Raw genomic sequence first — 22,507 nt, forward strand, 5'->3', positions numbered from 1 at the left:
CTCGCGTGAAGCGCGCATGACCGCGGCAGAGAGCAAGGGAGCGGGAATGCAATGGCCACGCTGATCCTCAACGGCAAGTCGGCCCAGCTGCCGGCGGTACGCGAGGCGGTGTTCGCCTGTCGCGACGCGGGACTGGCCCTGGAGGTCTGGGTCACCTGGGAAGCCGGTGATGCCGCCCGCCTGGCCGAGTGGGCCGGTCAGGAGGGCGTCGACCGGGTGATCGCCGCTGGCGGCGACGGCACCGTCAACGAGGTCACCAGCGGGCTGATGCGCCTGCCGCGGCAGCGGCGACCGGCCCTGGGCATCCTGCCGCTGGGCAGCGCCAACGACCTGGCGACCGCCCTGGGGCTGCCGCTGGAGGCCGAGGCGGCGCTGCGGGTGGCCCTGCAGGAGGCGGCGCGGCCCATCGACGTGCCGCACCTGGACGGCCGCCACTTCCTCAACATGGCCACCGGCGGCTTCGGCGCCGAGGTCACCTCCTCGACCCCCAAGAGTCTCAAGCGTCTGCTGGGCGGCGGTGCCTACTCGCTGATCGGGGCGCTCAAGGCCTGGCAGTATCAACCCTACCCGGGACGGTTGCGCTGGGCCGGTGGCGAGCGCCAGGCTTCGCTGTTCGTGCTGGCCATGGGCAACGGCACCCGTTCCGGCGGTGGCCAGCGGTTGACTCCCGAGGCGCGGATCGACGATGGCCTGCTGGACGTGCTGGTGCTGCGCGACTTCCGTTCGCTGCACGACATGTGGCGCATGCGCCAGGAACTGCAGGTGCGACCCGCCGAGGGCGCCTTCGTCGAGACCTTCCGCACCCCCTGGCTGAGCTTCGAGGGCGAGCAGTCGCTGCCGCTGACGCTGGATGGTGAGCCCTGCCAGCGCCAGGGCTTCCGGGTCGAGGTCGACGCCGGCGCCCTCGACCTGGTGGTGCCGGAGGGCTGCCCGCTGCTGGCCTCAGGGAAGGCTGGCCAGCCGCGGGCCGCCGCGGCATCATGAAGCCTTCGTCCATCGACATCCGGAGGTCGTGTCATGCTGACTCCCTTTCATCTCGCCGTGCCGGTGCGTGACCTGGCCGAGGCCCGCCGCTTCTATGGCGAACTGCTGGGCTGCGACGAGGGGCGCGCGAGCGATACCTGGGTCGACTTCGACCTGTTTGGCCACCAGTTCGTCTGCCACCTCGACCCGGCCCTCGGCGAGGCGCCCCAGGCGGATCATCGCAACCCCGTCGATGGCCATGGGGTGCCGGTCCCGCACTTCGGCGTGGTGCTGGAGATGCCCGCCTGGGAGGCGCTGGTCGACCGCCTGACCGCGGCGGGTGTGCGCTTCGAGATCGAGCCGTACATCCGCTTTCGCGGCGAGCCCGGCGAGCAGGCCACGATGTTCTTCCGTGACCCCAGCGGCAACGCCCTCGAGTTCAAGGCCTTCCGGGATATCCAGGGGCAGCTGTTCGCCCGGTGAACTCGCCTTGCGGTGACGGTGTCGCTTTGGTGGAATAGCCCTCCACTCAAGGGAGAGAAAGGATGGCCATGAAACCCTGGATGCCGCTTGTCCTGGCATTGGCAGTCGGCCTCGCCGCTTGTGGCGACGGTGATGACGAGAGCCCCCCCGCCGAGGCGTCGAGTGAGAGCCCGGCTGCCCCCGCCCAGCCCATCGAGGCCGACCCGGGCGACGGCGAGGCGGCAAGCGCCACGGCGGACGAAACCGAGGGCGAGGCGGCAAGCGCCACGTCGTCCGGAACCGAGGGCGAGACGGCGGACGAGGCCGGGAGGGACGCGGCGGGTGCGGCCGACGGGACCACCCTGGACGACGCGCCGGCCAGCGATACCCTGAGCGAGGAGGCCGCGCTGCCCGGCGAGGCCAGCAGCGAAGATGTCGATAAGATCCTGGAGGAGACCGATCGGCGCTTCGAGGAAGCCAGCAAGAAGATCGACGAGCAATTCGAGCAGGCCGAGCGCCAGGCACCCGAGGCGGCCTCCGAGCCGGCCGAGGGTTCCGAGCTCGACGAGGCGCTGTCGGACGATGCCGAGATGTCGGACTTCGACGAGCTGGAGGGGTCCTCGGATCCCGAGGTACAGAAGATCCTCGAGGAGACCGAGCGACGCTTCGAGGAAGCCAGCAAGAAGATCGACGAGCAGTTCGAGCGGGCCGAGCAGGAGGTGCCCAGCGAGCTCCGCGAGGCCACCGGCGTCGAGGAACCCGCGACGCAGGACGACGACGGGACCGCCTACGACGGGGAGGCGGCGACCGGGGAGTCGGCACCCTGAGCGACCGCCCATGAAAAAGGCCCGCCGATGGCGGGCCTTTCCTGGTGCCGATGCTGGAGATCGGCGCCGGGCGTCAACGCGGTCTCACGACCTCAGTCGGTGACCCGGATGTTGGAGGCCTGAAGGCCCTTCTTGCCCTGGGTGACCTCGAAGGTGACCTTCTGACCGTCCTGCAGGGACTTGAAACCTTCAGCCTGAATCTCGGAGAAGTGAGCGAACAGGTCATCACCGCCGTCGTCCGGAGAGATGAAGCCATAGCCCTTGGTGTCGTTGAACCACTTGACAGTGCCAGTTGCCATTGTCGATTTCCTTAACTAACTAAATGATGGTGCTGGGCCGGCCCGGTCGGGGACCGCAGCGCGAGCCCGTAGTGCGTGGGCAAGACAAGGAAGAAGTGCGCACCGGGTGTATCGAAGGAATCGAAGTACAACTGACGACTTTCTGCTTGCTGACCAACGCAGCGGATAGTGCATCAGCGCCAGGGTTGCGTCAACCGAGTGCCGCAGGGAGACTGGTGCTTCCGCCCGCAAGGTCACTGTAGATCGAAAGCCCTCGGTCGTCCAGCGACCCGGGGAGACCGGAACGGCATAAGACGAGACTCGACATGACCTACACCCGCATCGCTTCCCAGGACACCCACAGCAAGGTGGTCGGCTACCTGCTGTGGCTCTTCGGCTTCCTCGGCGCCCACCGTTTCTACTACGGCAAGCCGGTCACCGGTACCCTCTGGTTCTTCACCCTGGGGCTGCTCGGGATCGGCTGGCTGATCGACCTGTTGCTGATTCCCGCCATGGACCGCCAGGCGGATCTGCGCTTCCAGGCCGGGCCGACCAATTACACCCTGGCCTGGCTGCTGTTGACCTTCCTCGGGGTCTTCGGCATTCACCGCTTCTACCTCGGCAAGTGGTTCACCGGCCTCGTCTACCTGTGCACCCTGGGGCTGTTCGGCCTGGGGGTGCTCTATGACTTCTGGACCCTCAACGACCAGATCTCCATGCGCCATACCAGGCGCGGCATCTTCAACGACTGAGGGCCCCGGCCATGCTCCTCGACGCCCAGTTCTGGCCATTCCTGGTGGCCATCACCCTGCTCAGCATCACGCCGGGCGTGGATACCCTGCTGGTGATCCGCAATACCGCCCGGGGCGGGCTGGGGGACGGCGTGCTGACCAGCCTGGGGATCTGCAGCGGCCTGTTCGTGCATGCCGCCGTCTCGGCACTGGGCATCTCGCTGATCCTGCTGCAGTCGGCCTGGGCCTTCGGGATGCTGAAGCTCGCCGGTGCCGGCTACCTGATCTGGCTGGGGGTTGGCGCCCTGCGCGCGGCGCGGCGCGGCCGGGGCCTGCCGGTGGCGGCGCTCGTCGGCGAGGCCGCCCGGGGGCCCGCCTGGCGATCGCTGCGCGAGGGGCTGTTGTCCAACGTGCTCAACCCCAAGACGGGGGTCTTCTACATGGCCTTCCTGCCCCAGTTCATCGCCCCGGGGGACCCGGCGCTGGCCAAGTCGCTGTGGCTGGCCGGGATCCACTTCCTGGTCGCCAACCTGTGGCAGGTCGCCGTGGCGGTGCTGGTGGGACGCGCCGGACGCTGGCTGGCGAGCGCGGCCTTCTCCCGCTGGCTCAATGCGGTGACCGGTGGCGTCCTGGTGGCCTTCGGCGTCAAGCTGGCACTGACCCGCTCACCGGCCTGAGGCCAGTAGCTTGAAGATCGCCCGCTTCGCGGGCTCAAGCTTGAAGCTGGAAGAACCCCCTTGACCCAGGTGGTGGCGGTTTCATGCTGTTTTCCAGCTTCCAGCTTCCAGCTTCCAGCTTCCAGCTTCCAGCTTCCAGCTTCCAGCTTCCAGCTTCCAGCTTCCAGCTTAATTCCTGGCCAGCAAGGAGCCGTCGTAGCGCATGCTCTGCTCCGCCGGCGTCAGCAGGGAGATCCCCTGGGTCGCGCCGCCCTGAGCCAGGCTGGCGAAGATCACCCGGTAGGTCAGCACCGCCTGCACGTAGTGGCGCGTCTCGCGGAAGGGAATGCTCTCGACGAACAGGTCGAAGGCCTCGGGGGCTTCCTTGAGCCAGCGGTCGACCCGATGCGGGCCGGCATTGTAGGCGGCGGTGGCGGCCAGGCGATTGTCCCGGTAGCGGTCGAGCATCTCGCCGATATAGGTGCTGCCCAGGCGGATATTCACGGCCGGCTCCAGCACGCCATAGGGCCCCGGGTCGTCGAGGCCCAGCCGCCGGCTGACCGCGGCGGCGGTGGCCGGCATCAGTTGCATCAGGCCCCGGGCGCCGGCCGGGGAGAGCGCCTCGGGATTGTAGGCGCTCTCGCGGCGGGCGATCCCCATCAGCAGGTAGGGGTCGACCCCGGTGACCTCGCCCCAGCGCAGGAAGTGGTCGCGGTAGGCCTCGGGGAAGCGCCACTCCAGGGCATCCCACAGCTTCGCGGCGATGGTGGTCTGCACCAGACGCGCGTTCCAGCCTTGCCGTTGGGCATAGTCGGCCATGGCCCGAGCCTCCTCGGGGGTGGCCCGAGCCGCCGCGGTGTACCATTCGCTGGCGGCCAGCCCCGGCTCGCCAATCCGCAGCAGGGCCTCGGTGCGCCTGACCGGCGGCCAGTCGGCGATGGCGCGGCGCTGGGCCTCGTCGAAGTGGTTGCGCTCCAGGTTGAGGGCATACGGCTGGCCGAGCCGGTCGGCGGCGGCGAAGCCGTAGAAGTCGCGCTCCCCGGCGGCCCGCCGATAGGCCGCCTGGGCGGTGGCATCGTCGCCGCGCTGCTCGTGGGCGCGGGCCAGCCAGTACTGCCAGCGGGCCTCGCCGCGCGCCGCCTCGGGGAGCCGTGCGATCCAGTCGATCACGCCCGTCCAGTCGCGGTCGGTCAGCGCCACCCGGGTGCGCAGCTCGAACAGGTCGCTGTCGGCCAGCCGCGGCAGGACGCCGTCGACCCAGCCGCGGTTCTGGTCGATATCGCGGACCAGGGAATAGAAGGCCAGGTCATGCTCGATGGCCTCGCGGTACGCCTCGTCGATGGTCAGGCTCGGCGCCACCTTGCGCCAGGCCTCCAGGGCCGCTTCGGTGTCCGCGCGGGTGAAGCCATGCATGGTGGCGGCGAACAGCGCCCCGCTGCCCCGGCACTCGGGGCCGATGCAGGCGGGCACCCGGGTGATCGCCGAGAAGTCGCCCTGCAGGCGATCCAGGGCGGCCCGGGCGCCGTCCCAGCCATCGCCGAGCAGGCCCCCGAGGTAGGTCACCATGCCCGTCTCGCCATCCTGCCAGGCCAGGGTCAGGCGCTCCCAGATGTCCTCCGGGCCGATCTCGCCCCTTGCCCGCAGGCTGGCGAAGAGGGGGTCGCAGGCATCCGGCTGGGAGTGACCGACCGCCCACAGTCGGCGGCCGCCCTCGGCGGCCACCTGGGGCGCCTCGTCCAGCAGGGCGGTATAGTAATGGCACTGGCGTACGGTGCCCGAGGGCTCGCCGTCGGCCACGGCGAGCAGGCGCCGGTAGCGGCCGGCCTCGCCATAGGCCGAGATGGCCTGGCCGCGCATCCAGCCGGCCAGCGGCGAGTCGGCATGGCGTTCGAGGAAGGCCTCCACCTCGCCGGGCTCGGCGGCGGGCAGGCGCGCCTTGAGGCGGTGGTAGTCGACATAGCCGGCCAGGACATGGTCATCGATGGCGGCCCGGTCGATGGCCGCCCAGCGGTGTTGGCGCGCCGCCTGGAGCGCATCGCGCATGGCGCTGTCGCCGGGCTCGGCGTGGACGGCCGCTGGCAGGCAGAGCAGGGCGGCGGTCAGCAGGGGCTTCCAGGGAACAAGGGGTAACCTTGGCATCGTGTCGCCTCGTGGGTTGTGCTGGCGTGGTCCGGTGGACAGGGCCACCATGGTCGCCCATGGCGGGAGGCTTGAGTAGTGTCGTCGCTGGCCGACGCCCCACGACTCTCTTATCGTTTAGCGGCAATCCCCGTTGCCGGCAAGGAGAACGAGATGGCTGGTTTCAATGGTCTGGCGCTGCTCCAGCGCCTCAAGCACCGCTCCCGGGCGCTGGGACAGATGCGCCGCGCCCTGCGCCTGTTCGGCCCGATGCTGGCCGACGTGGTCCGCGGCCGCTACCGGCCGGTGCCCTGGTCGGCGCTGCTGTGGATGCTCGCGGCCCTGGCCTATCTGCTCTCGCCGCTGGACCTGATTCCCGATGTCCTGCTGCTGTTGGGCCTGGCGGACGACGTGGTGGTGGTCGGCTGGCTGCTGACCCGCGTCGACCGGAGCCTGGCCGACTATCGCGTCTGGAAGGAGGGCGACGACGACGCGGCACTGCCCTGAGGCTGTCCATCGACTACCTGCGCACCGCCCGGGTGGTGCCGACCCTGGCACGCTGCGAGCTGCTGCGCGAGGGGCGGCGCCTGGCCAATGTCCGGGTGTGGGCCTGGCAGGACGACGAGGCCGCGCCGGTGGCCACGGCGCGGCTGCACTTCGTGCTCGGCGATCCGGTCGCGGGCGATGCTTGAAAATCCCGCGGCGGTCCCCATATCGACGAAAGCCACTAACCGGTGGCAACGCCACCGCCGTTTCGTCGACAAGGGGTCCGAGACACATGACCACTGCCACCCATGAAGAGACCCTCGGCTTCCAGACCGAGGTCAAGCAACTGCTCCACCTGATGATCCACTCCCTGTATTCCAACAGGGAGATCTTCCTGCGCGAGCTGATCTCCAATGCCGCGGACGCCTGCGACAAGCTGCGCTACCAGGCCCTGGACAACGATGCCATCTACGAGGGTGACAGCGAGCTGCGCATCGAGATCGAGCACGACGCCGAGGCCGGCACCGTCACCGTGCGCGACAACGGCATCGGCATGAGCCGCGACGAGGTGATCGAGAACCTCGGCACCATCGCCCGCAGCGGCACCGCCGAGTTCCTCAAGCAGCTCTCCGGCGAGCAGCAGAAGGATGCCCGGCTGATCGGCCAGTTCGGCGTCGGCTTCTATTCCGGCTTCATCGTCGCCGACGACATCACGGTGCGCACCCGCAAGGCGGGCGCCGACCTGGGCGAGGGCGTCGAATGGCACTCCAGGGGCGAGGGCGAGTTCACCGTGGCCGACCTCGACCGCGAGGCTCACGGCACCGAGATCGTCCTGCACCTCAAGGAGGATGCCCGTGAGTTCGCCGACGACTTCCGCCTGCAGAGCCTGGTGCGCAAGTACTCCGACCACATCGAGGTGCCGGTGCGCATGCCGAAGGTCGAGAAGGCCCGCGACGAGGACGGCAACGAGATCGAGGGCAGCGAGACCGTCTCCTGGGAGACCGTCAACGAGGCCACCGCGCTGTGGGTGCGCCCCAAGAGCGAGCTCACCGACGACGAGTACAAGGCCTTCTACAAGCACGTGGCCCACGACTTCTCGGACCCGCTGACCTGGAGCCACAACAAGGTCGAGGGCAAGCTCGAGTACACCAGCCTGCTCTACGTGCCGGGCCGCGCCCCCTTCGACCTCTACGAGCGCGACGGCGCCCGGGGCGTGAAGCTCTACGTGCAGCGCGTCTTCATCATGGACGACGCCGAGCAGTTCCTGCCGCTCTACCTGCGCTTCATCAAGGGCGTGCTGGACACCCGTGACCTGTCGCTGAACGTCTCCCGCGAGCTGCTGCAGCAGGACCCGCAGGTCGAGAAGATCAAGTCGGCGTTGACCAAGCGCTCCCTGGACATGCTCAAGAAGCTGGCCAAGGACGGCGAGGCCTACCAGACCTTCTGGAACACCTTCGGCAGCGTGCTCAAGGAGGGGCCGGCGGAGGACTACGCCAACCGCGAGAAGGTCGCCGGCCTGCTGCGCTTCTCCAGTACCCACACCGACAGCGCCACCCAGGACCAGTCGCTGGCCGACTATGTCTCGCGCATGAAGGACGGCCAGGAGAAGATCTACTACATCGTCGCCGACGGCTTCAACGCCGCCAAGTCGAGCCCGCATCTGGAGATCTTCCGCAAGAAGGGCATCGAGGTGCTGCTGCTCCACGACCGCATCGACGAGTGGCTGATGAGCCACCTCACCGAGTTCGAGGGCAAGGCGTTCGTCGACGTGGCCAAGGGCGACCTGGACCTCGGCGAGATCGAGGACGAGGACGAGAAGCAGGCCCAGGAGGAGACCGCCAAGGCCAAGCAGGACCTGGTCAAGCGCGTCAAGGAAGCGCTCGGCGACGAGGTCCAGGAGGTCAAGGTGACCCATCGCCTGACCGATTCCCCGGCCTGCGTGGTGCTGCCCGAGCACGAGATGGGCTACCAGATGCGCCGCATCATGGAGGCCGCCGGCCAGCCGCTGCCGGAGGTCAAGCCGATCCTCGAGCTCAACCCCGAGCACGCCCTGGTGGCGCGCCTGGAGAGCGTCGAGGGCGACGGCTTCGGTGACCTGGCGCGGATCCTGCTCGACCAGGCGATCATCGCCGAAGGTGGGCATCTCGACGACCCGGCCGCCTACGTGCGGCGCCTCAACGCCCTGTTGAGCGCCTGACGACCCCGCCGACGACGCCATCCACCGATGGCGTCCCCCGCCAGCCGCCGGCCGCCCCCAGGGGCGGCCGGCGCGCGTTCAGGGTGCGTTCCAGTCGCCATGATACCGGGTCTCGCAGCGCGAGACCCGGTATTCCAGCGCATCGCCCTGCAGTCCCCCGTTGGCCAGGCCACCTGCCTCGGAGAGGGCTCCGGGAGTGGCGAATTCCGGCTGTGCCCGATCGTTCCCCTTGACGTCTACGTCAACCTGGGCGTTGTTTTTCAAGACGATAACGACGCCGTCACCGGACGCTATCACCACCGTCATATGGCTTGAGAATCCTTAGCATCTCAGGTATCACTGTCCGGCCTGGTTTATGCAAAATCTAAATACTATAGCGGGAGATCCATCGTGAAGATTGGTGCACCCAAGGAGCGTGCATCCGGGGAGGCGCGTGTCGCGTTGACCCCGGAGAGCGCGCAGCAGATCCGGAAGCTGGGACACGAATGCCTGGTCGAGGCCGGGGCCGGTGAGGCCGCGGGCTTCGACGACGCCGCCTACCGGGAGGCCGACGTTACCGTCATCGACGGTACCGAGGCCCTCTGGGAGGCGGCCGACGTCGTCATCAAGGTCCGCGAGCCCTCCGAGGAGGAGGCCGGCTACCTGCGCAAGGGACAGACCCTGATTTCCTTCTTCTGGCCGGCCCAGAACGAGGCGCTGCTCGAGCAGTGCCGCGACAAGGGCGCCAGCGTCATCGCCATGGACATGGTGCCGCGGATCTCGCGGGCCCAGAAGATGGATGCCCTGTCCTCCACCGCCAACATCGCCGGCTACCGGGCGGTCATCGAGGCCGGCAACCAGTTCGGGCGCTTCTTCACCGGCCAGGTCACCGCCGCCGGCAAGGTGCCGCCGGCCAAGGTGCTGATCGTCGGCGCCGGCGTGGCGGGTCTCTCCGCCATCGGCACCGCGGCCAGCCTCGGCGCCGTGGTGCGGGCCTTCGACGTGCGCCCCGAGGTGGCCGAGCAGATCGAGTCCATGGGCGCCGAGTTCCTGTTCCTCGACTTCGAGGACAGCCAGGACGGCTCCGGGAGCGGCGGCTATGCGGCGCCGTCGAGCCCCGAGTTCCGCGAGAAGCAACTGGCGCTGTTCCGCGAGCAGGCCCCGGACATCGACATCGTCATCACCACGGCGTTGATCCCCGGTCGGCCGGCGCCCAAGCTGTGGCTCGAGGACATGGTCAAGGCCATGAAGCCGGGCTCGGTGATCGTCGACCTGGCCGCCGAGAAGGGCGGCAACTGCGACCTGACGGTGCCGGACCAGCGCATCGTCACCGACAACGGCGTGATCGTGGTCGGCTACACCGACTTCCCGTCGCGCATGGCGACCCAGGCCTCGCTGCTGTATGCCACCAACATCCGGCACATGCTGACCGACCTGACGCCCGAGAAGGATGGTGTCCTCGACTACGACATGGATGACGACGTCATCCGCGGCGCCACGGTGACCCACGAGGGCGAGATCACCTTCCCGCCGCCGCCGCCCAAGGTGCAGGCCATCGCCGCGGCCAAGCCCAAGCCCAAGGAGAAGGAGCCCACGCCGGAGGAGAAGAAGGCCGCCGAGCATGCCGCCTTCCTGGCCCAGACCAAGCGTCAGGCCACCCTGCTCGGCGTGGGCGGCGCCCTGATGCTGCTGCTCGGCCAGGTGGCGCCGGCCTCCTTCATGCAGCACTTCATCGTCTTCGCCCTGGCCTGCTTCGTCGGCTTCCAGGTGATCTGGGGCGTCAGCCACTCGCTGCATACCCCGCTGATGGCGGTGACCAACGCCATCTCCGGGATCATCGTGCTGGGGGCGGTGCTGCAGATCGGTTCGGGCAGCCTCCTGGTGGGGCTGCTGTCGGCGATCTCGGTGCTGATCGCCACCATCAATATCGTGGGCGGCTTCCAGGTGACACGCCGGATGCTCGCCATGTTCCAGAAATCCTGAGCGGCGGAGACCAAGAGATGTTGAGTCAAGGATTCGTATCTGCCGCCTCGATCGCGGCGAGTGTACTGTTCATCCTCTCACTGGGGGGGCTGAGCAACCAGGAGAAGGCCAAGCGGGCGGTGTGGTACGGCATCATCGGCATGGCCGTGGCCGTCTTCTTCACCGCCTTGGGGCCGGGCATCGGCGGCTACTGGTGGATGCTGCCGATGATGATCATCGGCGCGATCATCGGCGTCTACGTGGCCAAGAAGGTCGAGATGACCGAGATGCCGCAGCTGGTGGCGGCGCTGCACAGCTTCGTCGGCCTGGCGGCGGTGTTCGTCGGCTTCAACGCCGACCTCGAGCGTCGCCGGGTGCTGGCCAGCCAGCTCGCCGAGCAGGGCGCCGAGGGCTTCTCCGCCTTCGCCGCCCTGGTGGCGCACAAGACCCCGGCCGAGCTGACCTTCCTGCAGATCGAGGTGGTGCTGGGCGTGTTCATCGGCGCGGTGACCTTCACCGGCTCGGTGATCGCCTTCGGCAAGCTCGCCGGCAAGGTGGACGGCAAGCCCCGTCAGCTGCCCGGCGGCCATCTGCTCAACGCCGCCGCCGCAGGCCTGTCCGTGGTGCTGGCGATGCTCTACCTCAACGGCGCCGGCTTCTGGACCCTGTTGCTGCTGGCGGCCCTGGCGTTCTTCATCGGCTATCACCTGATCATGGGCATCGGCGGCGCCGACATGCCGGTGGTGGTGTCGATGCTCAACAGCTACTCCGGCTGGGCGGCGGCGGCCATCGGCTTCACCCTGTCCAATGACCTGCTGATCGTCACCGGCGCCCTGGTGGGCTCCTCCGGTGCCATCCTCTCCTACATCATGTGCAAGGCGATGAACCGCAACTTCGTCAACGTGATCCTGGGGGGCTTCGGCGGCAGCCAGGGCCCGGCCGCGGAGATCGAGGGCGAGCAGGTGGCCATCGACACCAATGGGGTGGCCAGCGCGCTCAACGACGCCGACAGCGTGATCATCGTGCCGGGCTACGGCATGGCGGTGGCCCAGGCCCAGAACGCGGTCAGCGAGCTGACCCGCAAGCTGCGCAGCGCCGGCAAGAACGTGCGCTTCGGCATCCACCCGGTGGCCGGCCGCCTGCCGGGCCACATGAACGTGCTGCTCGCCGAGGCCAGGGTGCCCTACGACATCGTGCTGGAGATGGACGAGATCAACGACGACTTCGCCGACACCGACGTGGTGATCGTCATCGGCTCCAACGACATCGTCAACCCGGCCGCCCAGGAAGATCCCAACAGCCCGATCGCCGGCATGCCGGTGCTGAAGGTCTGGGAAGCCAAGCAGGTGTTCGTCTGCAAGCGCGGCCAGGGCACCGGCTACTCGGGTATCGAGAACCCGCTGTTCTTCAAGGAGAACACCCGGATGCTTTACGGTGATGCCCGCAACAGCATCGATGCCCTGGTGCCGATGATCGACTGAGCGCTACCGGGCCGGCCCCGCCGGCCCGGATCCCGCCACACCCAACGCCCCGAATCGGGGCGTTTTTCGTTACACTCCACGAACCATTCCACTTTCCGGGGCGACCATGTCCGATGATCGCAACAGGGTGGCGGTGCTCGGCGGCGGCAGCTTCGGCACCGCGCTTGCCAGCATCGCCGCCGACAACGGCTTCGCAGTACGCCAGTGGCTGCGCGACCCCGCGCTGGCGGCGCAGATCAACCGCGAACACCGCAACGGCCGTTACCTGCCGACCTACGCCATCAACCCCGCCGTCGAGGCCTCCACGGACCTCGGCGAGGTGCTCCCGGGCGCGGGCCTGGTGCTGGTGGCGATCCCCTCCGCGGCGTTCCGCGAGGTGGTGCGCCAGGCACGCCCCTGGCTCGACGCCGAGCAGATCCTGGTCAGCACCACCAAGGGCATCCAGGAGGAGGGCTTCAAGCTGATGAGCCAGATCCTCGAGGAGGAGACCGGCTTTCCCCACATTGGCGTGCTGTCCGGGCCCAATCTGGCCTCTGAGGTCGCCGAGCGTCAGCTCACCGCCACCGTGATCGCCAGCCACGATCCGCTGACCCGTACCCGAGTGCAGACCGCGCTGGGCTGCGACTACTTCCGGGTCTATGCCAGCAACGACCGCTACGGCGTCGAGCTGGGCGGCGCGCTGAAGAACCTCTATGCCATCGCCGCCGGCATGGCTGCGTCGCTAGGCATGGGCGAGAACACCCGCAGCATGCTGATGACCCGGGCGCTCGCCGAGATGAGCCGCTTCGCCGTCTCCCAGGGCGCCAATCCCATGACCTTCCTCGGCCTGGCGGGAGTGGGAGACCTGATCGTTACCTGTTCCTCGCAGCTCTCGCGCAACTACCGGGTCGGCTTCGCCCTGGGTGAGGGTCGTACCCTGGACGAGGCCGTCGAGGCGCTGGGCCAGGTGGCCGAGGGCGTCAACACCGTGCGCCTGGTGCGCGACAAGGCGCGCCAGGAGGGCGTCTACATGCCGCTTGCCGAGGGGCTCTACCAGGTCCTCTTCGAGGGCGTGCCGGCCCGCCAGATGGCGCGACTGCTGATGCAGGGCGAGCAGAGCAGCGACGTGGAGTTCGTGCTCTCCCGGGAGGACGTCCAGCAGGATCACCGGGAAACGGGAGGCCCCGATGGCTGAGCCACTGCTGATCATGCGCCACGGAGAGGCCGGAGCCGGCAGCCCCGACCCGGATCGCCGGCTCACCGAGCGCGGCGAGCGCGAGGCAGCCCGCATGGGCGCCTGGCTGGCGGCCCGTCATGACCTGGACCTGAGCCGGCTGCGCCTGCTCTCGAGTCCCTATCGGCGGGCGCGCCAGACCGCCGAGTGGGTGGCCGAGGCCCTGGGCGTCACGGTGGAGACGCTGCCGCTGATCACCCCGGACGATCCGCCCCAGGCGGTCGTCGACTGGCTGCTCGGCCAGGCGGACGACCGGCCGCTGCTGCTGGTCAGCCATATGCCGCTGGTGGGCGCGCTGACCGGGCTGCTGGTGGATGGACGGGCCGACCGCGGCCTCGGCTTTCCCACCGCCGCCATCGCCGAGCTTGCCGCCGAGGTGCGGGCCGCCGGCTGCGCCCGGCTGATCCGCGTCACCACCCCCGCCGATATCACCTGATCGAGGAATCGCCGTGAGCTACATCGTCAATAACCGCATCCATGTGAACCCGGGCTATGAGGACGAGTTCGAGGCTCGCTTCCGGGCGCGCGCCGGGGAGATCGACAAGCAGCCCGGCTTCGTCGCCATGCGGGTGCTGCGGCCCCAGGGCAACCAGGCGCCCTACGTGGTGGAGACGGAATGGGAAAGCCAGGGCGCCTTCCGCGCCTGGGTGGGCAGCGACGACTTCAAGCGTGCCCACGCCAATCCGCTGCCGGCGGAGGCCACCGCCGAGGGCGGCGGGCTCGAGCAGTTCGAGGTGGTCGAGGGGACCGTCGCCGGGGCGCCGCGCTAGGTCTTCCCGACAAAATGTCACGACCGCTTATGTGCAGCGCCCCTTGGGGCGCTGCTGTCGGCTATGGCCTACATCAGCCCCGCGACGCGCAGCACGAAGACCCCCAGGGTCACGGTGATGCTGGCCATCAGCGTGGTCAGGGCGATGATGTTGGCGGTGAGGGTCTCGTCGCCGCCCATGGCCTTGGCCATGACGAAGGCCGCCGCCGCCGTGGGGCTGGCGAAGAACAGGAACATCACGCCCAGTACCGGCCCCGTGAAGCCCGCCGCCAGGGCCAGCAGCGTCGCTAGCGAGGGCACGACCACCATCTTGGCCAGACTGGCGCTCAGGGCAGTGCGATAGCCCTGCTTGAGGGCGCGCGTGGAGAGGGTGGCGCCGATGCAGAGCAGCGCCAGGGGCAGGGTGAGCGAGGCGAAGTAGTCGCCGGTGGTGGTGAGCCAGGGCGGCAGTGACACTTCATACACGGCGAAGGGCGTGGCCACGACCACCGCCAGGATCAGCGGGTTGGTCAGGATGTGCCGGAAGATACTGCGCCAGTCGATGCCCTTCGACGCACCATCATCGCGGGGCTGGTAGGCCGCCAGTATGATCACCGAGAGCACGTTGTAGCTCAGGATCACCACACCGAGCAGCAGGCCACCCAGCGACAATCCCGCATCGCCATACATGCCGGCGGCCAGGGCCAGGCCCACGATGCCGCAATTACCGCGAAACGCGCCCTGGACATAGACACCGCGCAGCGGGCGTCGCACGCGCAGGATGGCCCAGCCCCAGGCCGCGGCGAAGCTCGCCAGGGTCGCCAGGGCGAAGAAGCCCAGCATCCAGGGATCGAGGGTCGATTCCAGGTCGGCGTCGGCCAGGGCGAAGAACAGCATGGTCGGCAGGGTGGCGCGAAAGACCAGCTTCGATGCCGTGTTGACGAAGGCCTGGTCGATCCAGCGCAGGCGCTTAAGGCCGATGCCGATGAAGACCATGGCGAATACCGGCAGGGTGATGTTCAGCGTCGAGAGGAAGATGTCGATCAATGACATGAGTGCGTCCTGAGAGGCCGGCCGGACATCGCCATGACGCCGGCGGGCCGAACGGCATTCGGCGGGTCCGGTGATGGCATTGCCTCGGGGCAGTGCAACTTTAGTCTGAATCTACCATAGCGACTCTTGTCAGTCTGGTGATGAGCGGCTAGGTTGTCATTTGTATGATGTATGACATGAGGGGCCGTAAGCTCCTCGCGTTGCCCTAGACGAACAAGAGGACGATCAGGTGAGCTTTACACGCGACGATGTCAAGAAGGCGATCAGTGACGGGCTGCTGTCCTTCCCGGTGACCGATTTCGACGCTCAGGGGCGCTTCGATGCCGAGAGCTATCGCCAGCGGCTGGAGTGGTTCATCAGCCACGAGATCTCGGCGGTGTTCGTCGCCGGGGGGACCGGGGAGTTCTTCAACCTCTCCCAGGACGAGTTCCGCGAGATCGTGCGGCTGGCGGTCAAGACCGTCGACGGCAAGCTGCCGGTGATCGCCAGCGCGGGCCTCAGCGTGGCCGCCGGCAGTGCCTTCGCGCGTATCGCCGAGGAGGAGGGGGCCGATGGCATCCTGCTGATGCCGCCCTATCTGACCGAGTGTCCCCAGGACGGCCTGGTGGAGTATGCGCGCCGGATCTGCGATTCCACTTCCATCAGCGTCATCTACTACAACCGTGGCAATGGCATCCTGCAGCCGGCGGCGGTGCAGCGCCTGGCCGATGCCTGTCCCAACCTGATCGGTCTCAAGGACGGCAAGGGCGACATGCAGGCCCTGAACCGGATCATCAAGACCGTCGGCGACCGCCTGGCCTATGTGGGCGGCGTGCCCACCGCCGAGATCATCGCCGAGGCCTATCTCGCGATGGGGGTGAACACCTACTCCAGCGCGGTGTTCAACTTCGTGCCGGACATGGCGGTGACCTTCTACAAGGCCCTGCGTGGTGGCGATACCGACACCGTGCGCCGCATCACCCGCGAGTTCTTCCTGCCCTTCGTCGAGCTGCGCGACAACAAGGCCGGCTATGCGGTCAGCCTGATCAAGACCGGTACCGAGATCATTGGACGTCCCGCCGGCAGCGTTCGCGCGCCGCTCGAGATGCCCAGTGCCGATGAGCGGGCTCGACTGGAAGCCCTGGTCGGAACCGCCCAAGGCTTCTAAGCCTGTCCTTCACCCATCCTCAACAACGACAGCGAAGAGGTGAACCCATGAGCATGCCCAACGTTCCCAAGACCCTTGGAGCCTCCGTCCTGATGGCCGGCATGGCCTTCGGCAGCGCCGCCGCCATGGCCGCAGACGGCCCCCTGCGCGGCAACGTGCGCGTGGTGATCGGCTCGACGTCCACCGGGGGAGATACCTACCAGAACTCCAGCATCGTCGTCGACGCCCTGGCCGAAAAGCTCGACCTCAACATGAAGGTGGATGCCGTTGGCGCCAGCTCGGCTTTCCGTTTCCTGGATCGCGATCCGCGCGGCAATACCCTGATGATCTTCCACGATCAGTCCTACCTCGGCTACCTGTACGGCGTCGAGGGGTATGACAATATCTTCGACAAGTACACCATCGGCCCGACCGTCGCCATCAACCCCGGCAACGCCTATCTGGTGCCCAAGGACTCTCCCTACGAGAACCTCGATCAGATCATCGCGGCGGTGGGTGAAGGTGAAGAGGTGCGCGTGGCGATCCAGCCGGGCGGTGTCTCCGAGATCGGCTTCAGTGCCCTGAAGAATGCCGTCGCCATCGAACACCCGGGAATGGAAGACAACCTGGTGGCCGTCAACACCGGCTCCCAGGCGGACAAGAACCAGCAGCTCTTCGATGACCAGGCGGACCTGATCAACGGCACCGTGCAGGCCAACGAGCAGTATACCCGCCTGCCGGAGGACGACCAGAAGGCCATGCGCTTCGTGTGGCTGACCGCCCGCCAGAGCACCATCGCGCAGGCGCCGGAAGAGGGGCTGGGCCAGACCTCCCGCGAGCAGCTGCTGGAGTATGTGGAGCCCAAGGTGACCGTCACCATGGGCGACGAGAACTTCACCTTCGATAAGGAATTCTTCTTCCTCTACAACAAGGACATGGATCCGGCGATCGTTGACCAGATCGACGCAGCGCTGACCGAGATCTATGCCGAGGGCGAGATCCAGGAGGTTCAGAAGAACTCCTTCTTCATCCCCAACTTCAAGCCGTCCGACGAAGCGGCGGAGTACCTGGAGAACAAGATGTCTGTCTACGAGGACATCATCGAGAATATCCAGTAAGAGGTGGTCGCCGGCGGGAAACTCCCGCCGGCGTTATCCGCCGTTGTTCAACCCCTATAACGTCGAAAGGCTCGCTTGAACGAAAGCCTTCATCGGAGCCGCTATGGAATCAGGACTGACATCCATGCTCAGTGTCTCGATTGATTTCGAGACCTCTCACTTGTTCTTTCCTCGCATTATTCATTGGCTGATGGGGGGGCTATTCGCACTGGTTCTGGTGTTTAGAGTGTTGCCCTTCTTCGCCGCCGTCAGCCGAGGGGAAAGGACGCTGCCGATCCTGGGCGAGTCCATGGACAAATTCCGTTTCTTCGGCTCCCTGGCGTTGATCGCCGTCTACTTCTACCTGATGGCGGTGGTCGGCAACTTCTTTCCCTACACGGGCTACGGCTTCCTGTTCGTTTCGATCGCCTTCGTGTTCCTGATGTCGCTGATGTACATGCACACCAGGACCAAGCGTAAGGTCGTGACTGCCGCCATCAATGCCATCGTGGCGCCGAGCCTGGCGTGGTTCATCCTCGCCAAGCTGTTCCAAATCACCCTGCCGTAGCGGAGTCGTTCCCGATGCTGGATATACTGTCGTTACTCGATATCACCTTCTTCCTGCTGGCGGCCCTGGGTGCCCTGATCGGCATCATCTTCGGGGCGATCCCCGGGATGACCGCAACCATGGCCGTGGCGGTGTGTCTGCCGCTCACCTACGCCCTGGGACTCCACCATGGTCTGGCGCTCCTGCTGGGGCTCTACGTGGGGGGGATCTCCGGTGGCATGGTGCCGGCCGTGCTGCTCAACATTCCCGGCACACCATCCTCGATCACCACCACCTTCGACGGCTACCCCATGGCCCAGCGGGGCGAGGGCGAGCGCGCCCTGCGCGTCAGCGTGGTGGCTTCCGTGGTCGGAGGTCTGGTCAGTGCTGCCATTCTCTTTCTCTTTGCGCCGCTGCTGGCCGAGTTCTCGATCAAGTTCTCCTATGTGGAGAAGTTCCTGATCATCCTGCTGGCGCTGACCGTCATCGCCTCCATGTCGCGTAACATGCTGGTGGGTATCTTCAGCGGCGTGATCGGCATCTGGCTGAGCCTGATCGGCACCTACAGCATCTCGGACGGTGGCAACGGCAAGACGCGACTGATGTTCGATTTCCTCGAGCCGTACCTGTTCGAGGGCTTCTCCCTGCTGCCGGTGCTGATCGGCATCTTCGGCATCGCCACCATCCTGCTGGAGGCCGAAGACGGCGTGAAGAGCGGCCTGTCCGGCAAGACGATCAAGATCGGCAAGGGCGGCGGCTTCTCCTTCGGCATCTTCAAGGGACGGCTGACCAACCTGGTGCGTTCCTCCTTCATCGGCACCTTCGTCGGCATGCTGCCGGGGGTCGGGGGGAGTGCGGCCTCGGTGCTGGCCTACACCCAGGAGAAGAACCTGTCTCGGGACTCCAGCGAGATGGGCAAGGGCGCGCCCCAGGGGCTGATCGCGTCCGAGTCGGCCAACAATGCGCTGACCGGTGGCGCGCTGATCCCGCTGCTGTCGCTCGGCATCCCGGGGGACTCCACCACCGCGGTGCTGATCGGTGCCTTCACGCTGCAGGGCATCCAGGTCGGTCCCCTGTTCATCCCGGAGAATGCCGACACCTGGTACGTGATGATGACCGCCCTGGTGTTTGCCAATGTCGTGATGTTCTTCCTGATGTTCTATGCCATCAAGCACATCGCCAAGGTGGTGCTGGTGCCCAAGTACATCCTCTACCCGATCATCGTGATGATGTGTGTGGTCGGCGCCTATGCCATCAACTACGGCATCATGTTCGACGTCTGGACCCTGCTGATCTTCGGCGTGCTGGGCTATCTGATCCAGAAGGTCGGCCTCGAGGTGGCGCCGCTGATCATCGGCTTCATCCTCGGCGGCCAGGCGGAGGTGTATTTCGTCAAGAGCCTGGAGTCCTTCGGCACCTACTCGATCTTCTTCACCAAGAGCCCCATCGCCGTGGTGCTCTGGCTGTTGATCGCCGCCTCGGTGGCCTTCTCCGCGGTCATGGGGCTGAAGAGCCATGCCAAGCGTCGCCTGGAGACCTCCTCATGAGCTCCCTTAATCCGCACAACCGCGAGGCCCGATCATGACGCAATCGCAGCCGGCCCCTCGGGTGATCCGCATCCACCCCCGGGACAACGTCGCCGTCGTCGTCGGCCAGGGAGGCCTGGCCGTCGGTGAGCGCCTCGATGACGGGATCGTGCTCCAGGCGAGCATTCCCCAGGGGCACAAGGTGGCGCTGGTAGCGCTGGCGGAAGGCGATGAGGTGATCCGCTATGGCGAGGTCATCGGCACGGCCGCCACGCCCATCCCCCGGGGCGGCCATGTGAACGAGACCAATCTGCACATGCCGACCCCGCCGGCCCTGGAGGACCTGCCGCTGGCGACGCGCCCGGCGCCGCCGGCGGAGCCGCTGGAGGGCTACACCTTCGAGGGCTTCCGCAATGCCGACGGCAGCGTCGGCACCAAGAACGTGCTCGGCATCACCACCAGCGTGCAGTGCGTGGCCGGTACCGTGGATCACGTAGTGCAGCGCATCAAGCGCGAGCTGCTGCCGCGCTTCCCCAATGTCGATGACGTGGTGGGGCTCAACCACAGCTACGGCTGTGGCGTGGCCATCAATGCGCCGGCCGCGGTGGTGCCGATTCGCACCCTCAAGCACCTGGCCCTGAACCCCAACTTCGGCAACGAGGTGATGGTCATCGGGCTCGGCTGCGAGAAGCTGCAGCCCTCGACCCTGGTCGAGGATCAGCCGGTGAGGATCTACGAGAACACCGAGGCCGCCGACCCCGAGGCCAACGTGCTGAGCCTGCAGGACGAGTCCTTCGCGGGCTTCGGCGAGATGGTCGAGGGCATCATGGCCATGGCCGAGCGCCATCTGGAGCGCCTCGATCGCCGTCGCCGCGAGACCTGCCCGGTGTCCGACCTGGCGGTGGGTATGCAGTGCGGCGGCAGCGATGCCTTCTCCGGGCTGACCGCCAATCCGGCGGTGGGCTTCGCCACCGACCTGATCGTGCGCGCCGGGGGCAGCGTGATGTTCTCCGAGGTCACCGAGGTGCGCGATGCCATCCATCTGCTGACGCCGCGCGCCGTGGACCCTGAGGTCGGCCAGGCGCTGATCGACCAGATGGCCTGGTACGACGACTACCTGTCCCAGGGCCAGGCGGACCGCAGCGCGAACACCTCGCCCGGCAACAAGCAAGGCGGGCTCTCCAACATCGTCGAGAAGGCGCTGGGGTCGGTGATCAAGTCCGGCAACTCGCCGATCGTCGATGTCATCGGCCCGGGGGAGCGACTGCGCAAGCGTGGCTTGACCTTCGCCGCGACCCCGGCCAGCGACTTCATCTGCGGCACCCTCCAGGCCGCCGCGGGCATGAACCTGCAGGTCTTCACCACCGGGCGCGGCACCCCCTACAACCTGCCGATGACCCCGGTGATCAAGGTCTCGAGCAACTCCGCTCTGGGACGGCGCTGGCACGACCTGATCGACCTCGACGCCGGGCGCATCGCTACCGGCGAGGCGTCCATCGAGGAGCTGGGCTGGGAGCTGTTCCGGCTGATCCTCGATGTGGCCAGCGGCCGTCGCCGCGTCGCCGCCGACCGGCTGGGCCTGCACAACGATCTGGTGCTGTTCAACCCCGCGCCGGTGACCTGAACGCCCTTCGATTGTTCTTTCGACCGTTACAAGAGGCAATGCCATGTTTCCCAAGATCACCAAGATGAGCATCGTGCCGGTCGCCGGCGAGGACGGCTTCCTGCTCAACCTCAGCGGCGGCCATGCGCCCTGGTTCATCCGCTGCGTGCTGGTGCTGGAAGACGAGTCCGGCAACCGCGGGGTCGGCGAGATCCCCTCCAGCGAAGGCATCCTGAAGGGGCTCGAGAAGTGCCGGGGGCTGGTGGAGGGCGCCCGGGTCAACGAGGTCAAGCAGGTGCTGAGCCAGGCCCGGGGCCTGCTGGCCCAGGGCGGTCCCGAGGAACGCGGGCGCCAGACCTTCGACCTGCGGGTGGCGGTCCACGTCATCACCGCCATCGAGTCGGCGCTGTTCGATCTCTTCGGCCAGGCACTGGGCATGCCGGTGGCCGACCTGCTGGGCCAGTACGGTCGCCAGCGCGACGAGGTCGAGGCCCTGGGCTATCTCTTCCTGCTCGGCGATCCCGACAAGACCGACCTGCCGTATCCCCGCGTGACCGACCCGGTCGATGCCTGGGACGAGGTGCGCTACCGCGAGGCCATGACCCCGGACGCCGTCGCCAACCTGGCCAAGGCCGCCTATGGCCGCTACGGCTTCAAGGATTTCAAGCTCAAGGGCGGTGTACTGCGCGGCGAGGAGGAAGCCGACTGCATCCGCGCGCTGCACGAGGCCTTCCCCGAGGCGCGTCTGACCCTCGACCCCAACGGCGCCTGGAAGCTGGACGAGGCGGTGCGCGTGCTGGAGCCGATCAAGCACCTGCTCAGCTACGCCGAGGATCCCTGTGGCCAGGAGGGCGGGTTCTCCGGCCGCGAGACCATGGCGGAATTCAAGAAGCGCACCGGGCTGCCCACCGCCACCAACATGATCGCCACCGACTACAAGCAGTTGCAGCTGGCCGTACAGCTCAACTCGGTGGATATCCCGCTGGCCGACTGCCACTTCTGGACCATGCAGGGCGCCGTGGCCGTGGGCGAGCTGTGCCACGAGTGGGGCATGACCTGGGGCTCGCACAGCAACAATCACTTCGATATCTCGCTGGCGATGATGACCCATGTGGCCGCGGCCTGCCCGGGTGAGATCACCGCCATCGACACCCACTGGATCTGGCAGGACGGCCAGCGCATCACCAAGGACCCGTTCAAGATCCGGGGCGGCAAGCTGAAGGTCCCGACCGCTCCGGGACTCGGCGTCGAGCTCGACGACGACAAGCTCATGGAGGCGCACGAGACGTACAAGCGCCTCGACGTGACCCAGCGCGACGACGCCATGGCCATGCAGTACCTGATCCAGGGCTGGGAGTTCGATCCCAAGCGTCCTGCCCTGGTTCGTTGAGGCTTCTCGGCCGCGACATTCTCCGACTCGCGGCCTGAATCCCCCCTCACTACCCCCAAGCGAC

General features: G+C 67.2%; 23 protein-coding genes. 19 read left to right on the top strand and 4 right to left on the bottom strand.

Annotated features, from left to right (window positions below; genetic code table 11):
- The first annotated feature begins 51 nt into the window (after positions 1 to 51).
- The 3 genes from yegS to OCT48_RS04280 all read left to right on the top strand — a co-directional run bounded on the left by yegS (position 52) and on the right by OCT48_RS04280 (position 2,252).
- A complete protein-coding gene (gene yegS, locus OCT48_RS04270) occupies positions 52 to 984 on the top strand; it encodes a lipid kinase YegS (protein ID WP_263591491.1) in 933 nt (310 codons plus the stop codon).
- A 33-nt stretch (positions 985 to 1,017) separates the two neighbouring features.
- Positions 1,018 to 1,446 carry a VOC family protein gene (locus tag OCT48_RS04275; RefSeq protein ID WP_263591492.1) on the top strand — a complete coding sequence of 143 codons (429 nt, stop codon included), beginning with the start codon at positions 1,018 to 1,020 and terminating at the stop codon, positions 1,444 to 1,446.
- A gap of 62 nt (positions 1,447 to 1,508) precedes the next feature.
- Positions 1,509 to 2,252, top strand: a complete 744-nt coding sequence (locus OCT48_RS04280; protein WP_263591493.1) for a hypothetical protein — start codon at positions 1,509 to 1,511, stop codon at positions 2,250 to 2,252.
- 92 nt (positions 2,253 to 2,344) lie between these two features.
- Here OCT48_RS04280 and OCT48_RS04285 read toward each other — a convergent pair whose 3' ends face one another.
- On the bottom strand, positions 2,345 to 2,551 hold the full coding sequence (locus OCT48_RS04285; protein WP_126483679.1) for a cold-shock protein: 207 nt from the start codon (positions 2,549 to 2,551) through the stop codon (positions 2,345 to 2,347).
- A 305-nt stretch (positions 2,552 to 2,856) separates the two neighbouring features.
- On the opposite strand from OCT48_RS04285, the gene OCT48_RS04290 reads away from it, so the two are divergent.
- Positions 2,857 to 3,282, top strand: a complete 426-nt coding sequence (locus OCT48_RS04290) for an NINE protein (protein WP_263591494.1) — start codon at positions 2,857 to 2,859, stop codon at positions 3,280 to 3,282.
- Positions 3,283 to 3,293: 11 nt separating this feature from the next.
- Positions 3,294 to 3,938, top strand: a complete 645-nt coding sequence (locus tag OCT48_RS04295; protein WP_263591495.1) for a LysE family translocator — start codon at positions 3,294 to 3,296, stop codon at positions 3,936 to 3,938.
- A gap of 168 nt (positions 3,939 to 4,106) precedes the next feature.
- On the opposite strand, the gene OCT48_RS04300 is transcribed toward OCT48_RS04295, so the two are convergent.
- Complete coding sequence (locus OCT48_RS04300; RefSeq protein WP_263591496.1) at positions 4,107 to 6,056, bottom strand: transglycosylase SLT domain-containing protein; 1,950 nt, start codon at positions 6,054 to 6,056, stop codon at positions 4,107 to 4,109.
- 153 nt (positions 6,057 to 6,209) lie between these two features.
- Here OCT48_RS04300 and OCT48_RS04305 point away from each other — a divergent pair, with 153 nt between their 5' ends.
- The 3 genes from OCT48_RS04305 (at position 6,210) to htpG (ending at position 8,718) form a co-directional block, all read left to right on the top strand.
- On the top strand, positions 6,210 to 6,542 hold the full coding sequence (locus OCT48_RS04305) for a YkvA family protein (RefSeq protein WP_263591497.1): 333 nt from the start codon (positions 6,210 to 6,212) through the stop codon (positions 6,540 to 6,542).
- Between the two features lie 17 nt (positions 6,543 to 6,559).
- The gene (locus tag OCT48_RS04310) at positions 6,560 to 6,727 is read left to right on the top strand and encodes a hypothetical protein (RefSeq protein WP_263592575.1); all 168 of its coding nucleotides are present in this window, start codon (positions 6,560 to 6,562) and stop codon (positions 6,725 to 6,727) included.
- A gap of 86 nt (positions 6,728 to 6,813) precedes the next feature.
- Positions 6,814 to 8,718 (top strand): molecular chaperone HtpG, encoded by a 1,905-nt coding sequence (gene htpG, locus OCT48_RS04315; RefSeq protein ID WP_263591498.1) that lies wholly within the window; start codon positions 6,814 to 6,816, stop codon positions 8,716 to 8,718.
- 78 nt (positions 8,719 to 8,796) lie between these two features.
- Here the strand turns inward: htpG and OCT48_RS04320 are convergent, their stop codons facing one another.
- The gene (locus tag OCT48_RS04320; RefSeq protein WP_263591499.1) at positions 8,797 to 9,024 is read right to left on the bottom strand and encodes a hypothetical protein; all 228 of its coding nucleotides are present in this window, start codon (positions 9,022 to 9,024) and stop codon (positions 8,797 to 8,799) included.
- 84 nt (positions 9,025 to 9,108) lie between these two features.
- On the opposite strand from OCT48_RS04320, the gene OCT48_RS04325 reads away from it, so the two are divergent.
- The 5 genes from OCT48_RS04325 (at position 9,109) to OCT48_RS04345 (ending at position 14,123) form a co-directional block, all read left to right on the top strand.
- Entirely contained in the window at positions 9,109 to 10,680 is a 1,572-nt protein-coding gene (locus OCT48_RS04325) for a Re/Si-specific NAD(P)(+) transhydrogenase subunit alpha (RefSeq protein WP_263591500.1), read from the top strand.
- 17 nt (positions 10,681 to 10,697) lie between these two features.
- Positions 10,698 to 12,140: an NAD(P)(+) transhydrogenase (Re/Si-specific) subunit beta gene (locus OCT48_RS04330; RefSeq protein WP_263591501.1), complete on the top strand. Its 1,443-nt coding sequence runs from the start codon at positions 10,698 to 10,700 to the stop codon at positions 12,138 to 12,140.
- A gap of 106 nt (positions 12,141 to 12,246) precedes the next feature.
- Positions 12,247 to 13,314, top strand: a complete 1,068-nt coding sequence (locus OCT48_RS04335) for an NAD(P)H-dependent glycerol-3-phosphate dehydrogenase (protein ID WP_263591502.1) — start codon at positions 12,247 to 12,249, stop codon at positions 13,312 to 13,314.
- The gene (gene sixA / locus OCT48_RS04340; protein ID WP_263591503.1) at positions 13,307 to 13,789 is read left to right on the top strand and encodes a phosphohistidine phosphatase SixA; all 483 of its coding nucleotides are present in this window, start codon (positions 13,307 to 13,309) and stop codon (positions 13,787 to 13,789) included. Before OCT48_RS04335 ends, sixA begins: the two co-directional genes overlap by 8 nt.
- 13 nt (positions 13,790 to 13,802) lie before the next feature.
- On the top strand, positions 13,803 to 14,123 hold the full coding sequence (locus OCT48_RS04345) for an antibiotic biosynthesis monooxygenase family protein (protein WP_263591504.1): 321 nt from the start codon (positions 13,803 to 13,805) through the stop codon (positions 14,121 to 14,123).
- 68 nt (positions 14,124 to 14,191) lie between these two features.
- Here the strand turns inward: OCT48_RS04345 and OCT48_RS04350 are convergent, their stop codons facing one another.
- On the bottom strand, positions 14,192 to 15,154 hold the full coding sequence (locus OCT48_RS04350; protein WP_263591505.1) for an AEC family transporter: 963 nt from the start codon (positions 15,152 to 15,154) through the stop codon (positions 14,192 to 14,194).
- A gap of 229 nt (positions 15,155 to 15,383) precedes the next feature.
- Here OCT48_RS04350 and kdgD point away from each other — a divergent pair, with 229 nt between their 5' ends.
- The 6 genes from kdgD (at position 15,384) to OCT48_RS04380 (ending at position 22,443) form a co-directional block, all read left to right on the top strand.
- Positions 15,384 to 16,301: a 5-dehydro-4-deoxyglucarate dehydratase gene (gene kdgD, locus OCT48_RS04355; protein ID WP_263591506.1), complete on the top strand. Its 918-nt coding sequence runs from the start codon at positions 15,384 to 15,386 to the stop codon at positions 16,299 to 16,301.
- A 47-nt stretch (positions 16,302 to 16,348) separates the two neighbouring features.
- Positions 16,349 to 17,398 carry an ABC transporter substrate-binding protein gene (locus OCT48_RS04360; protein ID WP_263591507.1) on the top strand — a complete coding sequence of 350 codons (1,050 nt, stop codon included), beginning with the start codon at positions 16,349 to 16,351 and terminating at the stop codon, positions 17,396 to 17,398.
- 103 nt (positions 17,399 to 17,501) lie between these two features.
- Complete coding sequence (locus OCT48_RS04365; RefSeq protein ID WP_263591508.1) at positions 17,502 to 17,945, top strand: tripartite tricarboxylate transporter TctB family protein; 444 nt, start codon at positions 17,502 to 17,504, stop codon at positions 17,943 to 17,945.
- Between the two features lie 14 nt (positions 17,946 to 17,959).
- Entirely contained in the window at positions 17,960 to 19,471 is a 1,512-nt protein-coding gene (locus tag OCT48_RS04370) for a tripartite tricarboxylate transporter permease (RefSeq protein WP_263591509.1), read from the top strand.
- Between the two features lie 34 nt (positions 19,472 to 19,505).
- On the top strand, positions 19,506 to 21,074 hold the full coding sequence (garD, locus tag OCT48_RS04375; RefSeq protein ID WP_263591510.1) for a galactarate dehydratase: 1,569 nt from the start codon (positions 19,506 to 19,508) through the stop codon (positions 21,072 to 21,074).
- A 43-nt stretch (positions 21,075 to 21,117) separates the two neighbouring features.
- A complete protein-coding gene (locus OCT48_RS04380) occupies positions 21,118 to 22,443 on the top strand; it encodes a glucarate dehydratase family protein (protein ID WP_263591511.1) in 1,326 nt (441 codons plus the stop codon).
- The last annotated feature ends 64 nt before the right edge of the window (positions 22,444 to 22,507 follow it).

This window comes from Halomonas sp. M4R1S46, from assembly GCF_025725685.1.
Taxonomy (GTDB): Bacteria; Pseudomonadota; Gammaproteobacteria; order Pseudomonadales; family Halomonadaceae; genus Halomonas.

What these genes read in the sequence shown, in the direction of transcription:
- OCT48_RS04365 (WP_263591508.1), top strand. Translation starts at nt 17,502, where the DNA reads ATGGAATCAGGACTGACATCCATGCTCAGTGTCTCGATTGATTTCGAG.
- yegS (WP_263591491.1), top strand. Translation starts at nt 52, where the DNA reads ATGGCCACGCTGATCCTCAACGGCAAGTCGGCCCAGCTGCCGGCGGTA.
- OCT48_RS04350 (WP_263591505.1), bottom strand. Translation starts at nt 15,154, where the DNA reads ATGTCATTGATCGACATCTTCCTCTCGACGCTGAACATCACCCTGCCG.
- OCT48_RS04305 (WP_263591497.1), top strand. Translation starts at nt 6,210, where the DNA reads ATGGCTGGTTTCAATGGTCTGGCGCTGCTCCAGCGCCTCAAGCACCGC.
- OCT48_RS04285 (WP_126483679.1), bottom strand. Translation starts at nt 2,551, where the DNA reads ATGGCAACTGGCACTGTCAAGTGGTTCAACGACACCAAGGGCTATGGC.
- OCT48_RS04370 (WP_263591509.1), top strand. Translation starts at nt 17,960, where the DNA reads ATGCTGGATATACTGTCGTTACTCGATATCACCTTCTTCCTGCTGGCG.
- garD (WP_263591510.1), top strand. Translation starts at nt 19,506, where the DNA reads ATGACGCAATCGCAGCCGGCCCCTCGGGTGATCCGCATCCACCCCCGG.
- OCT48_RS04335 (WP_263591502.1), top strand. Translation starts at nt 12,247, where the DNA reads ATGTCCGATGATCGCAACAGGGTGGCGGTGCTCGGCGGCGGCAGCTTC.
- OCT48_RS04290 (WP_263591494.1), top strand. Translation starts at nt 2,857, where the DNA reads ATGACCTACACCCGCATCGCTTCCCAGGACACCCACAGCAAGGTGGTC.
- OCT48_RS04360 (WP_263591507.1), top strand. Translation starts at nt 16,349, where the DNA reads ATGAGCATGCCCAACGTTCCCAAGACCCTTGGAGCCTCCGTCCTGATG.
- OCT48_RS04275 (WP_263591492.1), top strand. Translation starts at nt 1,018, where the DNA reads ATGCTGACTCCCTTTCATCTCGCCGTGCCGGTGCGTGACCTGGCCGAG.
- OCT48_RS04280 (WP_263591493.1), top strand. Translation starts at nt 1,509, where the DNA reads ATGGCCATGAAACCCTGGATGCCGCTTGTCCTGGCATTGGCAGTCGGC.
- OCT48_RS04300 (WP_263591496.1), bottom strand. Translation starts at nt 6,056, where the DNA reads ATGCCAAGGTTACCCCTTGTTCCCTGGAAGCCCCTGCTGACCGCCGCC.
- sixA (WP_263591503.1), top strand. Translation starts at nt 13,307, where the DNA reads ATGGCTGAGCCACTGCTGATCATGCGCCACGGAGAGGCCGGAGCCGGC.
- OCT48_RS04380 (WP_263591511.1), top strand. Translation starts at nt 21,118, where the DNA reads ATGTTTCCCAAGATCACCAAGATGAGCATCGTGCCGGTCGCCGGCGAG.
- OCT48_RS04330 (WP_263591501.1), top strand. Translation starts at nt 10,698, where the DNA reads ATGTTGAGTCAAGGATTCGTATCTGCCGCCTCGATCGCGGCGAGTGTA.
- OCT48_RS04320 (WP_263591499.1), bottom strand. Translation starts at nt 9,024, where the DNA reads ATGACGGTGGTGATAGCGTCCGGTGACGGCGTCGTTATCGTCTTGAAA.
- htpG (WP_263591498.1), top strand. Translation starts at nt 6,814, where the DNA reads ATGACCACTGCCACCCATGAAGAGACCCTCGGCTTCCAGACCGAGGTC.
- OCT48_RS04295 (WP_263591495.1), top strand. Translation starts at nt 3,294, where the DNA reads ATGCTCCTCGACGCCCAGTTCTGGCCATTCCTGGTGGCCATCACCCTG.